Source organism: Streptosporangium sp. NPDC005286 (assembly GCF_040607515.1).
Taxonomy (GTDB): domain Bacteria; phylum Actinomycetota; class Actinomycetes; order Streptosporangiales; family Streptosporangiaceae; genus Streptosporangium.
This window is the reverse complement of sequence record NZ_JBEXGU010000180.1, coordinates 15,922-18,597: the sequence shown is the minus strand read 5'-3', so window position 1 is coordinate 18,597 and position 2,676 is coordinate 15,922. Positions and strand designations below refer to the sequence as shown.

The following is a 2,676-nucleotide window of genomic DNA, read 5'->3' as shown; positions in this document are numbered from 1 at the left end:
CGATCTGTTCGATCGGGTGACGGTCGAGGACATGGTGGTGCGGTTCGGGCGGTTGCTGGAGTCGGTGGTCGCCGATCCGGATGTCCGGTTGAGCGATATCGATCTGCTGGATGAGGCCGAGGGTGAGGTCATTCTCGGTGAGTGGGCGGGGCGGGGGGTGGTGCCTGCTGGGTCGACGTTGGTGGAGGAGTTCGAGGCTCAGGTGGCGGCTTCGCCGGATGCGGTGGCGGTGGTGTGTGGCGGGGTGGAGGTGTCGTATGGGGAGTTGGACGCGCGGGCGGGGGTGTTGGCGGGGGTGTTGGTGGCCGCGGGGGTGGGGCCGGAGCGGTTGGTGGTGTTGGTGGTGCCGCGGTCGGTGGAGTTGGTGGTGGCGGTGGTGGCGGTGGTGAAGGCGGGGGGTGGGTATGTGCCGGTGGATCCGTCGTATCCGGTGGAGCGGGTGGCGCAGATCGTGGGGGATGCGGCTCCGGTGGTGGCGGTGGTGGTGCCGGGGACGGAGGGGGTGTTGCCGGCGGGGATGGCGCGGGTGGTGCTGGACGGCTCACGCATCGTGACGGGTGTGGGGCCGGTGGGAGATGTCCCGGCTTCAAGCCCGGTCTTGGCTTCGCTCCCGGCCTCGGCTCCGGCTTCGGTCCAGGTCTCGACACCAGCCCCGGCTTCGGTTCCTGTCTCAGCTCCGGCCGTGGCTTCAGTCCCGGTTTCGGTTCCGGTTTCCGTTGGGGGGCAGGGGGTTCTTCCTGGGCATCCGGCGTATGTGATTTTCACGTCGGGGTCGACGGGGCGTCCGAAGGGTGTGGTGGTTTCGCAGGGGAGTGTGACGCGGTTGCTGGCGTCGACTCGGGAGTGGTTTGGGTTTGGAGAGTCTGATGTGTGGGTGTTGTTTCATTCGTATGCGTTTGATTTTTCGGTGTGGGAGTTGTGGGGGGCGTTGTTGTCGGGTGGCCGGTTGGTGGTGGTGTCGTTTGAGGTGAGTCGTTCGCCGGTGGAGTTTTTGGGGTTGTTGGTGGAGTGCGGGGTGACGGTGTTGAATCAGACGCCGTCGGCGTTTTATCAGTTGATGGCGGCGGAGCGGGATCTGGGGGGAGCGGGGCTGTTGTTGCGGTATGTCATCTTCGGCGGGGAAGCGCTGGAGCTGGGGCGGCTGGGTGACTGGTACGACCGCCATCCCGAGAGTGCGCCGCTGCTGGTGAATATGTATGGGATTACCGAGACGACGGTGCATGCAACCTATTCGCCGCTGAATCGTGGAATGGTGGAGAAGGGGGCTCCGAGCGCCATTGGGGTGGGGATTCCGGATTTGCGGTTGTATGTGTTGGATGAGTTTTTGCGGCCGGTGCCGGTGGGTGTGGTGGGGGAGTTGTATGTGGCGGGTCCGGGGTTGGCGCGGGGTTATGTGGGCCGGGCGGGTTTGACGGCGGAGCGGTTTGTGGCGTGTCCGTTTGATGGTTCTGGTGGGCGGATGTATCGGTCGGGGGATTTGGTGCGGTGGGGTCGGGGTGGGGGGTTGGAGTATGTGGGGCGGGTTGATCAGCAGGTGAAGGTGCGGGGTTTCCGGATCGAGTTGGGGGAGGTGGAGGCGGTGCTGGCGGCGCATCCGCTGGTGGCGGATGTGGCGGTGGTGGTGCGGGAGGACCGGCCGGGGGATCGGCGGTTGGTGGCGTATGTGGTGGAGGCCGTGACGGACGCGGCGGCGGAGCCGGCCGGTGGCCCGGCTGGGGGTGGGAGGGCGTCGGAGGTTGCGGGTTCGTCGGATGTGCTGGGTGCGGAGCCGTCGGGCATGTCCGGTGCACTGGCTCCGTCGGCTCTGTCGGGTGGGTTGGATGTGGGGCGGTTGCGGCGGTTCGCGGGGGAGGTGTTGCCCGATTACATGGTGCCGTCGGCGGTGGTGGTGGTGGAGGTGTTGCCGTTGACGGGGAACGGGAAGCTGGATCGGGCGGCGTTGCCGGTGCCGTCGGTGTCGGGGGTGGTGGGGTCTGGGCCGGGGTCGGTTGGAGGGCCGTTGTCGGCGCGTGAGGTGTTGTTGTGCGGCCTGTTCGCCGAGGTGCTCGGGGTCGAGCGGGTGGGGGTGGATGACGGGTTCTTTGATCTGGGTGGGGACAGCATCGTGGCGATTCGGTTGGTGGCTCGGGGGCGTGCGGCGGGGGTGGTGTTCTCGCCCAGGGATGTGTTCCAGCATCAGAGCGTGCGGGAGTTGGCCGCGGTCGCGGTCGAGGAACGGCAGCAGCGGGGCGAGGCGGAAGACGCGGGGATCGGGTGGTTCCCCGAGACTCCGATCATGGCCTGGTTGCGTGACCTGACCGGGCCGATCGGTGACTTCAGCCAGACGGTCGTCCTGCAGGTTCCTCCCGGGCTGGGGCTGGATCGTCTGACCTTCGCGGTGCAGGTGGTGCTGGATCACCATGACGTGCTGCGGTTGCGGGTGTCGGCGGAAGGGGGGGGCGAGGTCGCTCCGCGGGGGGCGGTGGTGGCGGACGGGTGTGTGCGCCGGGTGGAGGTGTCGGGGGATCTGGCCGCTGCGGTGGCCGAGGAGGCGGTCGTCTCGCGGTCGGGGTTGGATCCGGTGGCCGGGCAGTTGGTCCGGGTGGCGTGGTTGGATGCCGGACCGGAGGTGTCGGGCCGGTTGGTGGTGACGGTGCATCATCTGGCGGTGGACGGGGTGTCCTGGCGCATCCTGCT

Annotated in this window: 1 protein-coding gene; it reads left to right on the top strand. The window is 67.9% G+C overall.

The window, feature by feature from the left end; genetic code table 11:
• Positions 1–31 precede the first annotated feature (31 nt).
• Positions 32–2,676, top strand: a 2,645-nt coding sequence (locus ABZU75_RS38985) for an amino acid adenylation domain-containing protein (protein ID WP_355565979.1), incomplete at its 3' end; no start/stop codon positions are given.